This window comes from Micromonospora sp. WMMD729 (genome assembly GCF_049315225.1).
Lineage (GTDB): Bacteria > Actinomycetota > Actinomycetes > Mycobacteriales > Micromonosporaceae > Micromonospora.
This window is the reverse complement of the sequence record NZ_CP186059.1, coordinates 911,634-929,499: the sequence shown is the minus strand read 5'-3', so window position 1 is coordinate 929,499 and position 17,866 is coordinate 911,634. Positions and strand designations below refer to the sequence as shown.

18 protein-coding genes are annotated in these 17,866 nt (G+C 73.4%); 10 read left to right on the top strand and 8 right to left on the bottom strand.

Annotated elements, in window-relative coordinates; genetic code table 11:
• The first annotated feature begins 10 nt into the window (after positions 1-10).
• Positions 11-1,243 carry a serine hydrolase domain-containing protein gene (locus tag ACN263_RS04340; RefSeq protein WP_422738528.1) on the top strand — a complete coding sequence of 411 codons (1,233 nt, stop codon included), beginning with the start codon at positions 11-13 and terminating at the stop codon, positions 1,241-1,243.
• A 53-nt stretch (positions 1,244-1,296) separates the two neighbouring features.
• Positions 1,297-1,938: an NAD(P)-dependent oxidoreductase gene (locus tag ACN263_RS04335; protein WP_422738527.1), complete on the top strand. Its 642-nt coding sequence runs from the start codon at positions 1,297-1,299 to the stop codon at positions 1,936-1,938.
• A 617-nt stretch (positions 1,939-2,555) separates the two neighbouring features.
• Here ACN263_RS04335 and ACN263_RS04330 read toward each other — a convergent pair.
• Together ACN263_RS04330 and ACN263_RS04325 are read right to left on the bottom strand one after the other, a co-directional pair.
• On the bottom strand, positions 2,556-3,020 hold the full coding sequence (locus ACN263_RS04330) for a PPOX class F420-dependent oxidoreductase (RefSeq protein ID WP_422738526.1): 465 nt from the start codon (positions 3,018-3,020) through the stop codon (positions 2,556-2,558).
• A gap of 49 nt (positions 3,021-3,069) precedes the next feature.
• Positions 3,070-3,708, bottom strand: coding sequence for a DUF6642 family protein (locus ACN263_RS04325; RefSeq protein WP_422738525.1), 639 nt, complete (start codon positions 3,706-3,708; stop codon positions 3,070-3,072).
• Between the two features lie 305 nt (positions 3,709-4,013).
• On the opposite strand from ACN263_RS04325, the gene ACN263_RS04320 reads away from it, so the two are divergent.
• A complete protein-coding gene (locus ACN263_RS04320; protein ID WP_422738524.1) occupies positions 4,014-4,802 on the top strand; it encodes a D-Ala-D-Ala carboxypeptidase family metallohydrolase in 789 nt (262 codons plus the stop codon).
• Positions 4,803-4,905: 103 nt separating this feature from the next.
• Here ACN263_RS04320 and ACN263_RS04315 read toward each other — a convergent pair whose 3' ends face one another.
• From ACN263_RS04315 to ACN263_RS04300, 4 genes are all read right to left on the bottom strand, one after another.
• Positions 4,906-5,397: a hypothetical protein gene (locus tag ACN263_RS04315; protein WP_422738523.1), complete on the bottom strand. Its 492-nt coding sequence runs from the start codon at positions 5,395-5,397 to the stop codon at positions 4,906-4,908.
• Positions 5,398-5,485: 88 nt separating this feature from the next.
• Complete coding sequence (locus ACN263_RS04310) at positions 5,486-6,910, bottom strand: ATP-binding protein (protein WP_422738522.1); 1,425 nt, start codon at positions 6,908-6,910, stop codon at positions 5,486-5,488.
• Positions 6,911-6,983: 73 nt separating this feature from the next.
• The gene (locus tag ACN263_RS04305) at positions 6,984-7,694 is read right to left on the bottom strand and encodes a response regulator (RefSeq protein WP_422740592.1); all 711 of its coding nucleotides are present in this window, start codon (positions 7,692-7,694) and stop codon (positions 6,984-6,986) included.
• Positions 7,673-8,926 carry a sensor histidine kinase gene (locus tag ACN263_RS04300; protein WP_422738521.1) on the bottom strand — a complete coding sequence of 418 codons (1,254 nt, stop codon included), beginning with the start codon at positions 8,924-8,926 and terminating at the stop codon, positions 7,673-7,675. The genes ACN263_RS04305 and ACN263_RS04300 overlap by 22 nt, the downstream gene beginning before the upstream one ends.
• A gap of 132 nt (positions 8,927-9,058) precedes the next feature.
• On the opposite strand from ACN263_RS04300, the gene ACN263_RS04295 reads away from it, so the two are divergent.
• The 4 genes from ACN263_RS04295 to ACN263_RS04280 are packed head-to-tail and all read left to right on the top strand — an operon-like array spanning position 9,059 to position 12,084.
• Entirely contained in the window at positions 9,059-9,955 is an 897-nt protein-coding gene (locus ACN263_RS04295) for an ABC transporter ATP-binding protein (protein WP_422738520.1), read from the top strand.
• Positions 9,952-10,749 carry an ABC transporter permease gene (locus ACN263_RS04290; RefSeq protein ID WP_422738519.1) on the top strand — a complete coding sequence of 266 codons (798 nt, stop codon included), beginning with the start codon at positions 9,952-9,954 and terminating at the stop codon, positions 10,747-10,749. The genes ACN263_RS04295 and ACN263_RS04290 overlap by 4 nt, the downstream gene beginning before the upstream one ends.
• Positions 10,750-10,751: 2 nt before the next feature.
• Positions 10,752-11,489, top strand: coding sequence for a YqeB family protein (locus tag ACN263_RS04285; RefSeq protein ID WP_422738518.1), 738 nt, complete (start codon positions 10,752-10,754; stop codon positions 11,487-11,489).
• Positions 11,490-11,520: 31 nt separating this feature from the next.
• Positions 11,521-12,084: an SOUL family heme-binding protein gene (locus tag ACN263_RS04280; RefSeq protein WP_422738517.1), complete on the top strand. Its 564-nt coding sequence runs from the start codon at positions 11,521-11,523 to the stop codon at positions 12,082-12,084.
• Between the two features lie 29 nt (positions 12,085-12,113).
• Here ACN263_RS04280 and ACN263_RS04275 read toward each other — a convergent pair whose 3' ends face one another.
• Both ACN263_RS04275 and ACN263_RS04270 read right to left on the bottom strand, forming a co-directional pair.
• Positions 12,114-14,546 carry an FtsX-like permease family protein gene (locus ACN263_RS04275; RefSeq protein ID WP_422738516.1) on the bottom strand — a complete coding sequence of 811 codons (2,433 nt, stop codon included), beginning with the start codon at positions 14,544-14,546 and terminating at the stop codon, positions 12,114-12,116.
• The gene (locus ACN263_RS04270; RefSeq protein ID WP_422738515.1) at positions 14,540-15,292 is read right to left on the bottom strand and encodes an ABC transporter ATP-binding protein; all 753 of its coding nucleotides are present in this window, start codon (positions 15,290-15,292) and stop codon (positions 14,540-14,542) included. Before ACN263_RS04270 ends, ACN263_RS04275 begins: the two co-directional genes overlap by 7 nt.
• A 169-nt stretch (positions 15,293-15,461) precedes the next feature.
• Between ACN263_RS04270 and ACN263_RS04265 the strand changes: the two genes are divergently transcribed.
• From ACN263_RS04265 to ACN263_RS04255, 3 genes are read left to right on the top strand one after another with little or no spacing between them, the layout of a single operon-like run.
• Positions 15,462-16,619, top strand: a complete 1,158-nt coding sequence (locus tag ACN263_RS04265; protein ID WP_422738513.1) for a sensor histidine kinase — start codon at positions 15,462-15,464, stop codon at positions 16,617-16,619.
• Complete coding sequence (locus ACN263_RS04260; protein WP_422738512.1) at positions 16,616-17,284, top strand: response regulator; 669 nt, start codon at positions 16,616-16,618, stop codon at positions 17,282-17,284. The genes ACN263_RS04265 and ACN263_RS04260 overlap by 4 nt, the downstream gene beginning before the upstream one ends.
• Positions 17,285-17,313: 29 nt before the next feature.
• Complete coding sequence (locus ACN263_RS04255) at positions 17,314-17,853, top strand: DUF1697 domain-containing protein (RefSeq protein ID WP_422738511.1); 540 nt, start codon at positions 17,314-17,316, stop codon at positions 17,851-17,853.
• The last annotated feature ends 13 nt before the right edge of the window (positions 17,854-17,866 follow it).

Below are 17,866 nucleotides of genomic sequence, written 5' to 3'. Positions count from 1 at the left end.
TTTCGGCGGCGTGAGTGTGGCGCGTAGCAAGGACCCCGACGAGATCGGCTTCGACCCGGCGCGGCTGGCCCGGATCGACGAACACTTCGGCAGGTACGTCGACGCCGGCCGACTCGCCGGCTGGCAGGTGGTGGTCACCCGCCGCGGCGAGGTGGCGCACTCCTCGACGTACGGCCTGCGGGACCGGGAGTCGGGTGCGCCGGTCGAGGCGGACACCCTCTGGCGCATCTACTCGATGACCAAGCCGGTCACCTCGGTCGCGGCGATGATGCTGTGGGAGGAGGGCCGCTTCGAGCTGACCGACGAGATCAGCCGCTGGCTGCCCGAGTTCGCCGACATGCGGGTCTACTCGAAGGGCTCGACGCTCAAGCCGTACACGGTGCCGGCGACCGAGCCGATCCGGGTCTGGCACCTGCTCACCCACACGGCCGGCCTGACGTACGGCTTCATGCAGACGTCGGTGGTCGACGGGCTCTACCGGGCCGCCGGCTACGACCTGTACCCGCCCGCGGACGTCGACCTGGCCACCGCCTGCGCGGCCTTCGGCGAACTGCCGCTGCTGTTCCAGCCCGGCTCGGCCTGGGGTTACTCGGTCGCCACGGACGTGCTCGGTCGGCTGGTCGAGGTGGTGTCCGGGCAGAGCCTCGACGCCTTCTTCGCCGAGAAGATCTTCACCCCGCTGGGCATGACGGACACCCGCTGGTGGGTCGAGGGCGACGAGGCCGAGCGGCTGGCCGCGCTGTACGCGCCGGACCCGCGCAGCGGGCAGGCCGTGCGCTACGACCGCCTCGGCGCCCTCGCGCACCACAAGCCCGGTCTGCTCTCCGGCGGCGGTGGGCTGATCTCCAGCGCCGCCGACTACCACCGCTTCACCCAGCTGCTGCTGCGCGGTGGCGAGTTGGACGGCGTACGTCTGCTCGGAACGCGCACGGTCCGTTTCATGGCCCGCAACCACCTGCCCGGCGGGCAGGACCTGGGCAGCCTGTCCACCGGCGGCTTCGCCGAGAGCACCCTGGACGGGGTCGGCTTCGGCCTCGGCTTCGCGGTCGTCGAGGACCCGATCCCGAGCCGGGTGCCGAGCAGCGTCGGCGAGTACTACTGGGGCGGGGTGGCCAGCACCGCCTTCTGGGTGGACCCGACCGAGGAGATCACCGCGCTGCTGTTCACCCAGCTCCTGCCGTCGAGCACCTACCCACTCCGCTCTCAGCTGCGCCAACTCGTCTACGCCGCCCTGGTCGACTGACCGGGATCGCCGTTTGACCGACGGGCGAGGAGCCCGGTCCCTAGCCTGGGCTGGTGAGCACCATCGTCGTTTTTGGCGCGGGCGGCACCGCCGGGTCGCGGGTCGTCGCCGAGGCCGCCGACCGGGGGCACCGGGTGATCGCCGCGGTCCGTCGGCCGGAGGCGACCTCGTACCTGCCGGACGGGGTGCGCACGGTCACCGGCGACGCCACCAGCGAACGCAGCGTCCGGGAGTTGGCACCGGACGCGGACGCGCTGGTGGTGGCCATCGGTGGCGGCGAGCGCGGGCTCTGGCGCTCGGCCGCCGAGACCCTGGTGACCACCCTGCGGTCCCTGCCGGCCGCGCCCCGGATCATTCACCTGGGGGGCGGGTCCACCCTGCTCACCCCACGCGGCACCCGCTTCCTCGACGAGCCGGACTTCCCCGAGCAGTACCGGGACTCCGCGCTCGGCCAGGCCGACGCGCTGGACTACTACCGCAGCTCCGCAGACGGGGTGCGCTGGACGTACGTCTCGCCTCCGCCGTTGGAGTTCCACCCCGGCGACCGCACGGGGCACTACCGCACGGGCACCGACGAGCCGGTCACCGACGACCAGGGCCGGTCGGTGCTCACCTACGAGGATCTGGCGGTCGCGATCGTCGACGAGATCGAGCAGCCCCGGTACGTCAACACCCGCTTCACCGCCGCCTACTGACCGGCGGGGCGGTCGGCGGTCGGCGGTCGGCGGTCGGCGGTCGGCGGTCGGCGGTCGGCGGTCGGCGGTCGGCGGTCGGCGGTCGGCGGTCGGCGGTCGGACAGACCTACCCCTCAGCCCCTGTCGAGCTGCTCCAAATATGGGGCAGACGCGGCGAGGCCAGAGAGGACTTTCGTGGACAACAGCACAGCACCCGTGCACCGGCACTCGCCGCATCCGCACCGGCACCGGCATCCGCACCGGCACTCGCCGCATCCGCACCGGCACCGGCATCCGCACCGGCACTCGCCGCATCCGCACCGGCACCGGCATCCGCACCGGCACTCGCCGCATCCGTACCGGCACCGGCATGCGCACCGGCACTCGCGTCCGCCCGCATTCGGGCGGATCGCACGGCACGGTCGTCGCCCGCCCCACATCCGGGGCAGCTCGACAGGACGCCACCCCCACACCCCGAACCCACCACCATCGCCCGCCCCACATCCGGGGCAGCTCGACAGGACGCCACCCCCACACCCCGAACCCACCACCATCGCCCGCCCGACACCCTGGGGCAGCTCGACAGCGCACCTGCCTGGCGGGGGCGGGCGGGCGGGCGGGCTGAGCGGAGTGCGAGGTCAGTCGGCGAGGCGGGCCGGGAAGCCGCCGGTGGCGATCGGACCCCAGGCGTCGATGGTGACCCGGATCAGCGACTTACCCTGGCGCACCATCGCCGCCCGGTAGTCGTCCCAGTCCGGGTGCTCGCCGGAGATGCTCCGGAAGTACTCGACCAGCGGCTCCAGCGCCTCGGGCAGGTCCAGCACCTCGGCGGTGCCGTCGAGCTGCACCCAGGGGCCGTTCCAGTCGTCGGAGAGCACGCACGCCGAGACCCGGGGATCGCGGCGGATGTTCGTCACCTTCGCCCGCTCGGGGTACGTGGACACCACCAGCCGGCCCTCGCCGTCGATGCCGGCGGAGACCGGGGACGACTGCGGCCGGCCGTCGGCCCGGGTGGTCATCAGCACGACACGGTGTCGCGGCCGGAGGAAGTCGAGCAGGGTGTCCCGGTCGACCCGGGTGTTCTTCGCGATGCTGCGCGCCATCACTCGTTCCTACCAGGCCGGCTGCGGGTCCGCGGGCGGTGGGGGTCGATCACCGGGGGTCGGCGGCGGCGCGGTGCACCGCCTGGGCGGGCACGCGGGGCCGGCCGGCCGGCCGCCACGCCCGACCGTTCGCATAGATCACCCGGAAGCCGAGGTACGCGGCCAGTGGCGCCCAGTGCGCCGAGCCCATCCGCAGTTCGGCGGCGTTGTGCCGCTGCCCGTTGGCCAGCACGTCGAGCAGGACGGTTTCGAAGGCGGCCGATTCGACCCAGTCCACGTCCCGGGTGAAACCGCAGATCAGGGCCGCTCCGGTGACCTCCAGGAACTCGCGCAGCACCGCGTCCGACGCGCGCAGCACCGAGCAGCTGCCGAAATAGAGACGCCGCCCCTCGCAGCGGCCGGCCATCAACTCGGCCACCTCGTTCAACTCCACCGACTGCCAGTCGGTGAGGCAGAGCCGGCTCGGCTCGCCGTGCATGGCGAAGAAGCCGACGCGGTGGTCGGCGTACTGCTTCAGCAGCCAGCGGTCCAGGAAGTAGAACAACTCGTCACGGGTGGCCGCGTCCTTGTGGATGAAGCGGATCTTGCCGAGCCGCTCCAGCAGTTCGAGGGTGGGCAGCACGGAGCCGCGTTCGTTGAGGTCACGGTGCCACTGACCCTCGACACAGAAGACGCCACCGCGTGCCACCCGCACCTCCGCCAGTCCGCCGCCCGGGGCTGACGTTACCGGCCCTCCTGCGGCGAGCAACATCACCCTGGGTGCTGCCGAATGCGACGTTCGGTGCGGTTCCCGCGCTCTCGGGCCGATCGGGGGAAATGGCTGTTTCGCAAATCAGCCGAATTCACAGGCGGTGCCCAGGAACAGGGCGAATCGTGAGGACAATTCTCGTTATTGCCGCCAAGCGCACTGATCAGTGCGATGGTGGAAATCGCGGGACGTCCCGGTCGATGTCCCAAAGCCACCCCAATCGCTCTCCTATCGGGAGGACTTCTGTGCGCGTAAACACCTTGAAGCGAGTTGCTGTCGCTTTTGCCCTGGCCTTGCCCGGGGCAGCGATCGCGTCGGTGGTCGCCGCGCCGGCAGCGTACGCGGACGGCTGCTACACCTGGAACCGCAACCTCTACCAGGGGCGCTCGGGCGACGACGTCCGTCAGTTGCAGATCCGGGTCGCCGGCTGGGCCGGCTACCGGGACATCGTGGAGAACGACGGCCGCTACGGACCGAAGACCGCCGCCGCGGTGAAGCGGTTCCAGCAGGCGTACGGGCTGCGCGCCGACGGCGTCGCCGGCCCGCAGACGTACGCCAAGCTGTACCAACTCCAGGACAACGACTGCACGCCCGCACACTTCAGCTACACCGAGCTGGACAACGGGTGCGGCGGCAGCGGCTGGAGCGGCGGCCCACTGTCGGCGGCGCAGACCAAGCAGAACGCGCTGCGCACCATGTGGAAGTTGGAGGCGTTGCGCAAGAGCCTCGGCGACAAGCCGCTGAACGTGACCAGCGGTTTCCGTAGCCGGGCCTGCAACAACCAGGTGGGCGGGGCGTCGGACAGCCAGCACCTGTACGGCAACGCGGCCGATGTCACCTCACGGACGTCGTCGCTGTGCACGGTGGCCCGGGACGCCCGCAACCGCGGCTTCAGCGGGATCTACGGGCCGGGCTACCCCGACCACGACGACCACGTGCACGTCGACTCGCGCCGCGAGAACAACAGCGACCGCAGCTCGAACACGACGAGCTGGTCCGCTCCGGACTGCGGGATCGGCGCCGGCAACGACTGAACCGGCCGGTGGGCGTGACGTCGGCCCGACGCGGGTGGGGAAACCTCCGCGTCGGGCCGACGTCGTGTCGCCCCGGGCAGAGCGGGCCGTGGGGTGACGCCGCTCAGCTCGCCCGGGGCCAGCGCGGCGCGGTGACACCGGGGCTCACCGGTCGGCCGGCCGGCGCGGGTCGTACCCCGGTGGGGGTGGCCCGCGCGGCCTGGTGTCGCCCGGGCAGCCCGGCCCGGCCGGGCGCCGGCGCCGGATAACCGGGGGTGGTGGCCGGTCGGGCGCCGGCGGGGCGCGCGGACGACGGCCCGGTCGCGGTGAACGGGAAGGGCACGTGCACGAACGGGTTGCCGTGCCGGATCAGCGCCTCGATCTGCCGCTCGTTGAGACCGTGCTCCGTCAGCACCCGACGCCCCCAGCGGTGCAGGCGGCACGGGTAGGACGCGCCGTCGTTACGGCACAGCGGCCCGGTCGGCCATTCCTCGGCGGTGTGGACGACCACCGCCCGGACCGCGAGCCGGACATCCTCGGGGGTCAGTGGCGCCGGCACCGGCACCTCACCCAGCACCTGGTCGATGGGATCCGTCGACTGCTCACCAACACGCACGGCAGGCCTCCCGCAGCTCGGCAGCGGTACGGCGGACCCACCGCACCGACATCCTCGGGCAGTGGTACGGCCGGAGTCGGACGAAGGTTCAATTCCGGTACGCGGTAAGCAGATCCTCCGGCGACAGCACCTGGATCCCGTCGACGGCGGTGCCGCTACGCGACACGACGACGGTCGGCACCGATTCGTCCGCTCCGGGCAGCCGGGACCGGTGGAGAAGCAGTCGGCCCAGGTCGTGGGCGTCGAAGGGACGGTTCTCCTGCCACTTCACGGAGCCGACGAAGCAGATGCGCCCGGCGACAGGCCCCCGGTCCGCGCCAACAATGTCGATCTCCGGATCGTTCGTACGCGTCCAGTAGCCCCCGATCACCGCCGCCTCCGCCGGCAGCACATCTCCGGGCAGCCGGCGCAGCGTCTCGCGGATGACGGGTTCGACCGCCCGACCCCGCCAGGACGCCCACGATCGCAGGATTCGTGCCAGGGTCAGGTCCCCTCGCCCCCGCTCGATCTCGGCAAGGTGCGGCCCCAGGAACGACAGCCAGAAGCGCAGGTACGGATCAGCTACCGCGTACCTCGTCTCTCGTGACGGCTTGGTCGACAGCGGAACAGCGACCTCCACAGCACGCTTCTGGGTCAGCAGACCCAGCGCGCGGTTCAGGGACGCCTGCGGTAGATCCCCCGCAGCCCGGGAGATCAGCGTGAAGGTCCGCTCACCGGAGCCGATGGCCCGCAGCACCAGACCCGCCTGGGACTGGGGCGGGAACTCCGCCGCGAGCGCGCGTTCGCCGCTGACCAGCAGGGCTGAGGTCGGATCGCGTACCGCGTCGGTCAGATACTCGTGCACCGACGCACCGGTCGGCCACTCGTCGAGAATCAGCGGCAGACCGCCCGACACCAGGTAGGCGTCGAACGCGTCGGCGGCGGACAGGCCGAGCATGTCGCGGACGTCGGCCGGGCTCAGCGGAGGGATGACCATCTCGGTGGCCCGTTGGTGGAACGGCCGGCCATAGTCGTTCAGGGCTTCCATCATGGCCAGGTCCGAGCCGACGCAGATCAGCAGGACCGGCCGTCGGGACAGCTCGCGATCGAAGATCTTCTGCAGCGTGCCCTCGAAGCCCGGATCGCTCGCGATGAGGTACGGCATCTCGTCCAGGACGACGACGCTCGGCCGATCGGTCGGCAGCGCGGCGGCGAGCAGGGTGAGCGCGGCATCCCAGGTCCGTGGCTGCTGCTCGCTCAACAGGTGTGCGCCGGGCAACGTGGAGGCGGCCGCCGCTTCTACGAAGAGGGCGAGATCGGCGGCGACGGTCGGCTGCGCGGAGGCGGTGAAGAACAGGTGCGGGACCTCCGCCCGCTCAACGAACTCCTCCACGAGCCGGGACTTGCCCACCCGCCGGCGGCCACGCATGAGCAGGGCGCGACCGGGGCGACCAGCCCGGCCACCACCAGTTACGCGAGCGAGTATCCCGTCGAGCAGGGCCAGCTCACGCTCTCGTCCCACGAAGCCGTCCATGCAACCATCCTTGATGCTGCCATTTTTGGAACCCTCAAAAACGAGTGTATCAATGACAGTGGGCGGACGATGCTCAGACGAGGTCGGCGTCGTGCACGAGCAGGGCGACCTGGACCCGGTTGTTGAGGTCGAGTCGGCTCAGCAGCCGGGAGACGTACGCCTTCACCGTCGCCACGCTCATGAACAGCTCCCCCGCGATCTCCGCATTGGTGCGGCCCCGACCCAGCGCGATGGCGACCTGCCGTTCCCGCTCGCTCAGCGCGGCGAGCAGGCGCAGCGCCCGTTCGCGTCGCGGGTCGGGACCGGACGGGCCCGGGGTGGCGGCGGTCACGTGGTTGATTAACGTGCGGGTCACCGTCGGGGAGAGCATCGCCTCGCCCGCGGCGACCCGGCGTACGGCGTGCACGATGTCGGCCGGCGGGGTGTCCTTGAGCAGGAAACCGGCCGCGCCGGCGCGCAACGCCCGCAGCACCTGCTCGTCGGCGTCGAAGGTGGTCAGCACCAGCACCTCGGGCGGGTCCGGTTGCCCGCGCAGCGCCTCGGTGGCGGCCAGCCCGTCCACCCGGGGCATCCGGATGTCCATCAGCACCACGTCCGGGGCGTACGCGGCGACCGCCGCGGGCACCTCGCCGCCGTCGGCCGCCTCGCCCACCACCAGCAGGTCCGGCAAACCGCCGAGGATCATCGAGAGCCCCGCCCGGACCAGCGCGTCGTCGTCCACGATCAGCACCCGCACCGGCTCCGACCCGCCGCCGGGACTGGTCACGCCGGCCACGGCAGCCAGGCCGCCAGCCGGAAGTCGCCGGTGTCGTCCCGACCGTAGGCGAGTCGACCGCCGGCCAGGGTGACCCGTTCGCTGATGCCCACCAGACCGGTGCCCGCGCCCGGGAGCGTGCCGCCGGCCGGGACGCCGACCGGCCACCGGTTGGCGATCGCCACGGTCAGCCCGGTGCCCGGACCACCCGTCACGTCCACGGTGACGGCCGCACCGGCCGCGTGCTTGCGGGCGTTGGTCAACCCCTCCTGGACGATCCGGTAGGCGGCCCGGCCCAGCGCCGCCGGCACCTCCTCCGACCGGGCCACACTGTCGCTGACGTTGACCCGCACACCGGCCGTCCGCGACTCGTCGATCAGGGCCGGCAGGTCGGCGAGGGTGGGCTGCGGCGGTTCGGGCGCGTCGCCGGAGTCGTCGCCCTCGGCCCGGAGCACCCCGATGACCGCCCGCAGGTCCTGCAGGGCGGCGTGGGCGCTGCCCCGGATCACCCCGGCGGCGCGGGCCACCTCCTCGGCGGGCGCGTCCGGGCGGAACTCCAGCGCGCCCGCGTGCAGGCTGAGCAGGGAGATCCGGTGGGCCAGCACGTCGTGCATCTCCCGGGCGATGCGGGTGCGTTCGAGGTGGCGGGCCTGGGCGACCCGCAACTGCTGCTCGGCCTCGGCCCGCTCGGCGCGTTCGCGCAACGAGACGATCAACTGTCGCCGGGCCCGCACGAACATCCCCCAGGCGAGTACCGCGAGCGTGATCACCGCGCCCCAGGACACGGTGAGCCAGTACGGCATGGCCGGATCGGGACGCGCCCAGCTGAAGACCAGGTTGGTGACCAGGCCGACACCGGTGACCGCCACCGCGACGGCCGTCCGGCGGTGCACCACCACGGTGAAGTACACGATCAACAGCGGGATCGCGGCGGCCATCGAGAACATGCTCAACGGCAGGGTGGCCACCGCCAGCCCGAGCGGCCAGCGCCGCCGGACCCAGAGCAGACCGCAACAGACCAGCCCGATCAGAGCGTCGGCACCCACCATCCAGTCGTGCGGAAGCGGGACGGCCGCCTCCGGAGTGGGCGAAAGGCCGTCGGCGGTGGCGAACAGGACCCAGAGCAGGCTGATCAGGAACGCCAGGCTGTCCACCACCCAGTCGCGGGTGGTGCGCCGCGGACGGGGGCGCTCCGGCTCCGCCGGCACCACCAGCTCCCCCGGCAGCAGCCAGGGGTGCTCGGGGACGGCGATGCTGGTCACGCGCCCATGCTAGGCAGCAACAGGCGCCGACAACCAGCTACCAAAGTCTCGACCCGAGCGTCGACCAAGGTCGACGCGACACCGACCGGCGGCCGCAGCGGATGGCCGGGCGGCGGCGGCAGGCTCGACCGCATGATCACCGTGGAGAACCTCACCAAACGGTACGGGCCGCACCCGGCGGTGGACGACGTGTCGTTCCAGTGCGAGCCGGGCACCGTCACCGGCTTCCTCGGGCCCAACGGCGCCGGCAAGTCGACCACCATGCGCATGATCTGCGGGCTGACCACACCGACCGCCGGTCGCGCCACCGTCGCCGGGCACCTCTACCGGGAGCTGCCCAACCCGGGGCGGGAGGTCGGGGTGCTGCTGGACGCCTCCGCCCAGCACGCGGGTCGCACGGGCCGCGAGGCGTTGACGCTGTCCGCGTACACCATGGGTCTGGACAAGCGCGAGGTCGCCGCGAAGCTCGACCTGGTCGGGTTGAACGCGGTGGCCGCGAAGCGTCGGGTACGGGCGTACTCGCTGGGCATGCGCCAGCGGCTCGGCCTGGCGCAGGCGCTGCTCGGTGATCCCCGGGTGTTGATCCTCGACGAGCCGGCGAACGGCCTGGACCCGGAGGGGATCTTCTGGATGCGCGGGCTGCTGCGCGACTTCGCCGACCGGGGCGGCACGGTGCTGCTCTCCTCTCACCTGCTGCGCGAGGTGGAGGCGGTCGCGGACCGGCTGGTGGTGATCGGGGGTGGCCGGATCGTGGCCCAGGGCGGCAAGGACGAGTTGCTGGCCGGTGGCGGCACGGTGGTGCGGGCCCGGGACGACGCGGCGTTGCGCCGCGCGTTGGACGCGGCTCGCCTGACCGCCGCCGACAGCGCCGACGGCCTGCTCGTGCAGGCCGACGCCGAGACCGTCGGCCAGGCCGCGGCCGACGCCGGCGTCGCGCTGGCCGAGCTGCGCGCGGCCGGCAGCGGCGGCCTGGAACAGCTCTTCCTCACCCTGACCGCCGGCGAATCCACCCGGGAGGCCGTCCGATGACCACCGCCACCGCACCCGCCGCCGACACCGTCGCCCCCCGGCGCCAATCCGGGGTACGCCGACCGTCGCTGCTCCGACTCACCGCCGTCGAGCTGCGCAAGCTCGTCGACACCCGGGCCGGCCGCTGGATGCTGATCAGCATCGGTCTGATCGTCGTCGCGGTCGTCACCCTTCTGCTGATCTACGCGGAGGACGCCGAGCAGACCTTCTTCACGTTCTTCGTCACCTCGCTGCTGCCCGTCAACGTGCTGCTGCCGGTGCTGGGCATCCTGTCGATCACCAGCGAGTGGTCCCAACGCACGGCCCTCACCACGTACGCGCTGGTGCCCCGCCGGGAGCGGGTGGTGACCGCGAAGCTGCTCGCGGTGGTGCTGGCGGCGCTCGCCTCCCTGCTGGTCACCGTGGCCGTCGCGGCCGTCGGGACGCTCGTCGCACCGGCCACGGGCGGTGCGGGCACCTGGCAGGTCGACGCGACGCTGATCCTGAACGGGGCGCTCGTCCAGGTGACCGGAGTGCTGATGGGTGCCGCCTTCGGCCTGCTGCTGCTCAACCCACCACTGGCGATCGTCGGCTACCTGCTGCTGCCGACCCTCTGGTCGGTGCTCGGCGGGATGGTCCGGCCCCTGCGCGGTCCGGCCGAGTGGCTGGACACCAGCCGGACCATGGAGCCGCTGTTCGGCAACGATGCGCTCACCGGCGAACAGTGGGGACGGCTGGCGGTGTCCCTGCTGGTCTGGATGGTCCTTCCGCTGGCCGCCGGACTGGTCCGTACGCTGCGCCGCGAGGTGTCCTGACCATGGACACCGCCGGCTACCGTCCCCGCACCACCGTCAGCGGCGGCCCGCTGGAACTGGTGGTCCTCTGGGGTGGCTTCCCGCTGCTCGGCGCGGGGGCGGGCTGGCTCGTCGCCGCGTCGACGGGGTGGCTGACCCGGTTGTCCTGGGTGCCGTTCGGCGACCTCGTCAGGTGGTTGGACCGGCTGCCGGAGCCGCAGGCGACCCTCGGCGCGGTGGCCGTGGGCGTCCTGGGCGGCCTGGTCGTCGCCGGGGTCGGCACCGCCGAACGGCTGATCGTCACCGTGGACTCCACGCAGGTCCGGCTGCGCCGCGCCGACCAGGTCCGCACCGTCGCACGAGCCGACACCCGGGTCGCCTTCCTGGCCGACAAGCACCTGGTGCTGCTCGACGCCGACGGCGCGGAACTCGTCCGGGAGTCGACCGACCTGCCGGCGACCCGACTGGCGGCGGCGTTCCGCGCGCACGGCTGGGCCTGGACGGACGAGGACCCGCACCGCTCGGCGTACCGGCTGTGGGTGCCCGACCTGCCCGGCCTGCCGGCCGGCGCGGACGCGCTGCTGCGTGCCCGTGAGCGGGCACTCGAACGGGACCGCCGCGACGACGTGCGGGAGTTGCGCCGGGAACTCGGCCGGCTCGGCGTGGTGCTGCGCGACGAGGGTCGCCGCCAGTACTGGCGGACCGTCGCTCCCCGGGCGGGACGGCCGACTTCGGCCGAGCGGGAGCCCGAGGGGCGGTAGCGTCAGTCCCAGGAGATCCTGGGAGCGCGCGATGACCGAGCAGCAGCCGTACCGGACGGTGTCCCGACACCCCGGCTTCGAGCTGCGCCGCTATCCGGCCCACCTGGTGGCCGAGATGCGGGTCCAGGCGTCGTTCACCCGGGCGCCGATGGAGGCGTTCCGACCGCTGGCCGCGTACGTCGGGGGCGCCAACCGGGCCCGGCAGCCGGTCGGCTCGGCGGTGCGGGAGACGTCGACGGCTGACGGCGCGACGAAGATCCCGATGACATTGCCGGTCGTCCAGGTCGAGGGTGAGCGGCCGGGCGCGTACCTGATCCAGTTCGTCCTGCCGGCCACCCTCACCGCCGCGACGGTGCCCGAGCCGGTGGACGCCCGGGTGCGGATCCACGAGGTCGCGGCCGAACTGGCGGCGGCGATGCGGTTCTCCGGCCGGTGGACGGAGCGGGCGTTCGGCCAGCGGGCCACCATGCTCGGCCGCGCGGTGACCGCCGCCGGGCTGCAACCCGCCGGGGCGATCCGGTACGCGCGCTTCGACCCACCGTGGAAACCGTGGTTCCTGCGCCGCAACGAGGTCGTGCTCCCGGTCGCGGAGTAGCCGGGTCGCGAGACCGATCCAGGGCCCGGTCATGCGACCACGCCGAGCGGAGACCGGCCTGGGCCGCGCCGCAGTGACCGCCACGTCGGCAGGACGCTGGCGAGCACGGCCAGCAGCAGGCACAGCCCCACCACCGCGCCGACGACCGTCCACGGCACCACCAGGTCGACCGGGGCCCCGACCTGCTCGGCGAGGCCGGCCCGGATGCCGAGCAGGCCGACGAACGCGACCGCGCCACCGAGCAGCGCGCCGATCAACACCACCAACGCTGATTCCGCCGTGACGAGCCAGACGACCTGCCGTCGGGTGGCCCCGGCCAGTCGGATCAGCCGCAGGTCCGCGGCCCGACCGGCGGCGGCCAGCACCAACGTGTTGGCGACCGCGATCGCCCCGTACCCGGCGGACACCCCGATCAGCAGCACCGTGAACAGCCAGACCAGGCGGTCCTCGGCGGCGTCCGCCTCGGCCGCCCAGGTGGCCACGTCGACGACCCGCGCGCCGACGGGCGGTGCGATCCGGTCCCGGACGTACACCGTGGACGTCAGGGCCGAGGGGTCGTGCGTCCGCACCACCGCCCGGGGCAGCAGCAGGTCACCGGGGAGCGAGTCGTCGGTGACCACGGCGACGACGCGCAACGACACCGTCGTCCCGTCGGCGAAGACCACCTCGTACGGCGCGGACGGGCGCAGGTTCGTCGCGGCGGTGACCGCCACCGTGTCGTCGCCCCGCAGGTCGTCCAGCGAGCCGGCGACGACGGTGAGCACTCTGTTCGCGGCGGCGAAGCCCGCCGGGTCCACCCCGAGCGCGGTGAGTGGACGGTTCGCCGGCAACGCCGCCCCGGGGTCGGTGCGGTAGACGGTGGTCGGCAGGAGGGCGGTGCCGCCGGTCTCGGCGACCGCCGCGTCCGACAGGCCGGGCCCCGAGTCGGGCAGCACGATCCAGCCGGCGTTCACGTTGTCCGCCCGACCTGCCGCGTACGCGGCGCTGGTGGTCCGCACCATCCCGGACACCAGCACCGCGAACGCGACCGTGAGCAGCACCGGCGCGGCGATGGCGGCGGTCCGTCGGGTGGCGGTCAACGCGGCGCCCCGGACCAGCATCCCGATGGCGCCCCCGCGCAGCCGCACCGGGGAGCGCAGGAGCCGTACGACCGGTCCGACCACCACCGGCGCGAGCACGGTGGCGCCGGCCACCAGGGCCATCACCGCGTACAGGGCGTACTGCGCGGCGATCCGGGCCTGGTCGGCGGTCGCGGTGCCGATGCTGAGCGCGACTCCCGTCGTCACGAGCAGCGCCCCGCTGACGGCCCGCGCCCGCCCGATCGGCCGCTGCTCCCCCGCTGCCTCGCGCAACGCCTCCAACGGGCGGACCCGGGCCGCCCGGCGGGACGCCGACCAGACGGCCAGCAGCGCGATCGCCGGCCCGGCGACGAGCGAGACCGCGACCGGCCAGAGGTGGTAGCGCACCGCGTAGGTCGCCGGCTCCAGACCGGCGTCGACCAGCAGACCGGCCACCACCGGGGCGAGCGCCGCACCGACGAGCAGACCGACGACTCCGCCCGCCGACCCGACGACGAGAGCCTCCGCGTAGACCATGCGTCGGACCTGGCGTCCGGTGGCGCCCACCGCGCGCAGCAGGCCGAGTTCGCGGCGGCGCTGCCCGACGCTGAACGCGAACGTGGAGGCGACCACGAACACGGTGACGAAGCCGGCGAGGACCGCGGTCGCGGTGAGCACCTGCATGCCGATCCACCGACTGCGGGCGTCACCGCGAGGCTCCAGCGCGCCGCGCTCGTCGCCGGTCAACACGCGCCCGTCGCCGCCGACGACGCCCCGGGCCGCCACGGCGACCTCCTCCGGATCGGCGTCGGACGAGAGCAGCAGACCGATCGCCCGGACGCCGGGGGCCAGCTCGGCCGCGACCTCGTCCGCGACGTGGACGCCGGGCGCGTCGACCAGACCGCTCACGGTGTACGGCCGCGGTCCCGAGGCGGTGAGCACGGTGACCGGCGCGCCGGTCCGCAGCCCGAGCGCCCGGTCGAGGACCACCTCGTCGGCGTTCCGGGGTGGCTCGCCGGTCGCAGGACGCAGCCCGCCGAGCTGGGCGCTGGACCAGCCGTGCCCCTGGTGGGCGTCCTCGCGGCGGCTGTCGACCGCCGGGGGACGGCCGTCGACGAGCGGCTGGGCGTAGAAGGTCCGGTCCGGTACCGCCGCCGTCACGCCCGGCAGGGCGGCCAGCCGGGTGACGAGAGTCGCCGCCACGGCCGTGGACCAGGGGCGGGTGGGCACGAACGAGTCGGCGGCGGCGCCCGCCTCCGGGCTCTGTACCACCACGGCCGCCCGCGCCAGGCGGTCCGGCACCTGGGGACGCCCGGAGGCGAGCAGCAGGGTGGCCGCCGCGACCAACGCGACCCCGATGGCGACGGCCACGAACGCGCTGGCCGAGCGCCGGATGCTCAACACGACAGCTCCCCGGCGGTCTCCCGCTCGGCGATCCGGGCCGCGACCGCGGCGGCGGTGATCCCATCGGTCATCTCGTCGACCACGCGCCCGTCGGCGAGCAGCAGGACCCGGTCGGCGTACGCGGCGGCGGTGGGATCGTGGGTCACCAGCACCACGGTCTGCCCGTGGTCGTCGACAAGCGCGCGCAGCAGCCGCAGCACCTGCCGGGACGCCGCGCTGTCGAGCGCCCCGGTGGGTTCGTCGGCGAAGAGCACCGCCGGACGGGTGAGCAGGGCCCGCGCCACGGCGACGCGCTGCTGCTCGCCACCGGACAGCTCGCTCGGCCGGTGCCCGGCCCGGTCGGCGAGGCCGACGGCGTCGAGCGCGGCGGCGACGTCCCGGGCCGGTGGACGGCGACCGGCGAGGCGTGCCGGCAACTCGACGTTCTGCGCGGCGGTCAGCGTGGACACCAGGTTGAACGCCTGGAACACGAAGCCGATCCGGTCCCGCCGCAGTCGGGTCAGCTCGTCCTCTCCGAGGTCGTTCAGGCGGACGCCGGCGATGGTGACGACACCCTCGGTCGGACTGTCCAGCCCCGCCGCGCAGTGCAGCAGGGTGGACTTTCCCGAGCCGGAGGGTCCCATCACCGCTGTGAACGTGCCGCTCGCGAAGCTGGTCGTCACGCCGTCCAGCGCCGTCACCGGCCGTCGGCCGGAAGCGCCGTACACCGCGCGTAACCCGGTCAGGGTCACCGTGTCTGTGGTCATGACCGTCACGGTGCCGGCTCCGGCGGGCGTCGCGCGTCGTGCCAGCGCCGACACTTTCGGGCCCGCCGGTGGGCGGAGCCGGGGCCCGTCCGGCGGCCGGATGTCGTACCCGAGGATGACGGCCCACGGGTGGACGCGCCCGCCGCGGCCGGCCGATAGCGTTCGGAGGGTGATCGCGCACCTGGTGTCCCGGCGGCTGCGACCGAGGGACCTGTACGCCCTGGACGCCGTCCTGGCCCTGGCGGTCGGCGGGCTGCTCTGCCCGTACGCGGCGCTCGAGTCGCCGCTGCACGGTGGCGTACGCGAACCGCTCTGGGTGTCCGTGCTGGTGGGGATGGCACTCGGGCTGCCGCTGGCCGTCCGTCGACGCTGGCCGATCACCGTCGCCGCCGTGATCAGCGCGGTCGCCACCGTCGCCCTGATCACCGGCGTGATTCCCAACTTCGCCGCTGCCGCGCCGGCCCTCGCCATCGGCCTGTCCTTCTACACGGTGGCCGTGTCGGCGACCACGCGCCGGTCGATGCTCGCCGCCGGTTGTTGCCTCGCCCTGGTCAGCGTCGCGCTGGTGCTGACCGCCGGCGACCTCTGGTCGCGTACCGGGGCGGTCGCCTACGCCCTCGTCATGGTCGCGCCGGCCTGGCTGATCGGCTGGCTGGTCCGGGAGCGGCGTGCCCTGGCCGCTCGGCAGAGCGATCACCTGGTCCGCCAGGCGGCCACCGAGGAGCGCCTGCGGGTGGCCCGGGAGCTGCACGACGTGGTGGCCCACACGCTCAGCCTCATCGTGGTGAAGGCCGCAGTCGCCAACCACGTCGCCGAGGCCGACCCCCGGGAGGCGGGCGCCGCCCTGCGGGTCATCGAGGAGACCGGCCGTGGCGCGTTGACCGACGTACGTCGGGTCCTCGGCGTCCTGCGCGAGGGTGCCCCGTACGGCCCGACGCCGGGGCTGGACGAGCTGCCGGTGCTCGCCGAGCAGGCGGCGATCGGCGGTGTCGACGTACGGCTCGACGTACGGCGGGAGGAGCCGGTCGGCGCGGTGCCGGAGTCGGTGGGTCTCGCCGTCTACCGGATCGTGCAGGAGGCCGTGACGAACGTGGTGAAGCACGCCGCCCCGGCCGCCTGTCGAGCGACGGTGACGGTTCTGCCGACCGAGGTGCGGGTGGAGGTGACCGACGACGGCCGGCGACCGGTGTCGACAAACGGCCACGGACATGGACTGATCGGCATGCGGGAGCGGGTGGCGCTGCACGGCGGCGAGTTGCGGGCCGGCCCCGGCTCGACGGGTGGCTTCACGGTGACGGCCCGTCTCCCCTACCGGGTGGCGGCGTGATCCGGGTGCTGATCGCCGACGACCAGGCGCTGCTGCGCGGCAGCTTCCGGTTGCTGGTGGACCTCAGCGGAGACTGCACGACCGTTGCCGAGGCGGGCAACGGGGTCGAGGCCGTCACGTTGACCGGCCAGCACCGGCCGGACGTCGTGCTGATGGACGTCCGGATGCCGGAGATGGACGGCATCGAAGCGACCCGACGGATCTGCGCCGACCCGGCCACGGCCGGCACCCGGGTCATCATCCTGACCACGTTCGACCTGGACGAGTACGTCTACGGGGCGCTGCGCGCCGGGGCCAGCGGCTTCCTGCTCAAGGACACCCCGCCGGCCGACCTGTTGACCGGCATCAGGGTGGTCGCCGCCGGTGACGGGCTGCTCGCGCCGACGGTGACCCGCCGACTGATCGACGAGTTCGCCCGACGACCGGAGCCGAGCCGGCCGCTGCCCCGACAACTCGACGGGGTGACCGAGCGGGAACGCGAGGTGCTCACGCTGATCGGCCGGGGCCTGTCGAACGCGGAACTGGCCGGCCACCTCAACCTCAGCCCCGCCACGGTCAAGACCCACGTCGGGCGGCTGTTGACGAAGCTGGCGGTGCGCGACCGGGCGCAACTCGTCATCGTCGCGTACGAGACGGGCCTGGTCGGGCCGGGCGGCATACGCTGAGCCGGTCCGCCGAACATCCAGGAGGAGCCATGACCCGGTACGTCGCCCTGCTGCGCGGGGTCAACGTCGGCAGCACCCGCCTCGCGATGGCCGACCTGCGCCGGATCGTCACCGACCTCGGCCACGACGACGTCACGACGTACCTGCAGAGCGGCAACGTGGCCTTCGGCAGCTCCGTACGGGACGCGGAGAAGCTCGCCGCCGGCATCGAGCGGGCGCTCACCGACGAGCTGGGGCTCACCGTGCCGGTGCTGGTGCGCAGCGGCCGGGAGCTGGCGGCGGTGGCGGGCGGGAACCCGTACGCCGAGATCGACGACGACCCGAAACGGCTGCTGGTGGCCTTCCTCGCGACCGCCCCGAAGAAGTCGGCGGTCGACGCGCTCACCGTGCCCGGTGGCGAGAACGTGGCGTTCACGGTGACCGGCCGCGAGGTCTTCCTGCACTTCCCCGACGGCGGCTACGGGCGGACGAAGTTCACCAACGCGTACCTGGAGAAGCAGCTCGGCGTGGTGGGCACCACCCGCAACTGGAAGTCGGTGCGCGCCCTGGCGGAGCTGGCCGCCGGCTGACCGGGCGGACGCG